The 2,029-nt window shown below is 43.7% G+C and carries 1 protein-coding gene; it reads right to left on the reverse strand.

Features of this window, described 5'->3' with window-relative positions:
• Positions 1 to 57: 57 nt before the first annotated feature.
• The coding region (locus tag B2X72_RS00785) for a hybrid sensor histidine kinase/response regulator transcription factor (RefSeq protein ID WP_286848064.1) at positions 58 to 2,029 on the reverse strand (1,972 nt) is incomplete at its 5' end.

A 2,029-nucleotide genomic window follows, 5' to 3' on the forward strand; every position in this document is an offset into this window, starting at 1 on the left:
CTATTTAAACGAAAGGGGCAGTTTTAACGTTTCGTTTGTGCATGTCCCACTGATCGGCTATTTTTTGTCAAGTTCTTTTTTATAGGCGCTTGGTGACTGTCCATATTTCCTTTTAAAGGCCGACGCGAAGTAAGATGCTGATGAAAAGCCGACACTACTAAATATTTCGTTGATGGTTAGACCCTCAGCCATCAGGCTTTTGGCTTTCTTTAATCTTCGTTCCGCAATATACTCATTGACACTGCAGTCGAGCAGCTGTTTCACCTTACGATAGAGCTGAACACGTGAGAGATGGAGGTCGTTGGCAATCCCGTCGACGCTTAACCGCTGATCCGATAACTTGGATTCGACAATGGCGGAGAGATTGTTTAGGAATCTTCTGTCGCTATCGTTGACCTGTTCGGCTTGAGTACGCTCAAACTGTTCGACGTTGCTGCTGTATTTTTCTTTAAGCTGATGACGCGATTGAAGGATATTTGAAATACGTATCCGCAGCAGTTCGGCATTGAATGGCTTAGTAATATAGTCATCGGCCATTAATTTGCTCCCCTCAAGCATGGTCTCCTCGTTGGCAAGTGCACTCAGTAAGATGACGGGAATATGTGCGGTCTGATAAAAGGCTTTCATGTCTTTCAAAATATCCAGTCCGCTTCCATCAGGAAGCATAATATCGGTGATCACCAGGTCTGGAAAATGTGTCTTCATCATACTAGTGGCTTGCTGGGCATCCTTCGCCAGAAACAGGTTGTAATCCTGTTCCAATAACGAGCGGAGATAGTCTCTGATTTCATCATTATCTTCGACGATCATAATGCTCTTCGATTTGTTGGATCGAAAAGAAAGATTGTTGTCTACCACCTTTGCTGTCGTGTCCAGTAGATCTTGTTGCTGAAACGATGGTTTTTCTCCACTGTCGAAACCGGCCAGTTCAGCAGGTTCATAATGACCATTCCCAATTGGCATGCGGAGGGTGAAGATCGATCCATGGCCGGGCTTGCTGCTCACGGTGATCTGGCCATGATGCAGTTCGACGATCTGTTTGCTGTATGCGAGTCCGATTCCGGATCCGTTACGGCTGCCGACTCCTTGGTAAAAAGGATCAAAAATATGCTCAATATCAACCGGCGCAATTCCCAGACCATTATCCAATACGCGTAGATAAAAATAGTCCTTGAAATTGTTTTCTTCTAGTATAATTTCAATTCTGCCGCTTGCTGAAGTATGTTTGATCGCATTGGATAATAAGTTGGATAGGACCTGTTCCATGAGGTATTCGTCCATCCAAACCTCTTTCAAACTCGTTTTGTTGATATAACTGACCGAGATTCTGTTTTTCTTAAATAGCGGTTTGAAACTACCTATTACCTGCTGGATGAATGGATCGATATAAACGATAGACGCATGTAACCTAATTTTTGATTTACTGATTCGGTGGATATCAATGAGGTCGGTAACCAAACGCTGTAGTTTTTTTGCATTCCGCTTGACGCGCGACAACTGTTCTTTGACTTCTTCTGGCAGGTCTTTTCGTAATTCAAGGTCCTCGATAGGCGCTATAATAAGCGTCAGTGGTGTTTTAAATTCATGTGAGATGTTGGTGAAGAAATTATTCTTGATTTCTGCCGCTTGCTGGATCTGACTATTCATCTCGACGATCTGTTTTTGTTGCGCAAGGATCTCACTATTTTGGATTTCCAGATGTTTGTTCTTTTCCCAGTTGCTCCTGATCACGATAATAGAAATGCCACCAAAGACAACAGCAAGCACCAAGCTAACGACCAGTACATTAAGAACCGACTTTTGACTTTGGTAAATCTTATTCTGTTCCGTAATGAATTCCTGTCTTTTGTCTATATCGAGCTGCTGTTGCTTTATTTTATCCGACTGCAGGGCAAGCAATTCCGCGTTGGTTTTATCGATGACAGAGGTTGCGAGTATATTCTCGCGGCGGTAGTTTTGGTGGTTGATGATAGCCAAGGCCGTTCGAATGGCTTCGGCTCCGCCAGTGGGGTAGAGTATGGAAGCGAAC

This window comes from Sphingobacterium sp. UBA7253 (assembly GCF_002472745.1).
GTDB classification, from domain to species: Bacteria; Bacteroidota; Bacteroidia; order Sphingobacteriales; family Sphingobacteriaceae; genus Sphingobacterium; species Sphingobacterium siyangense.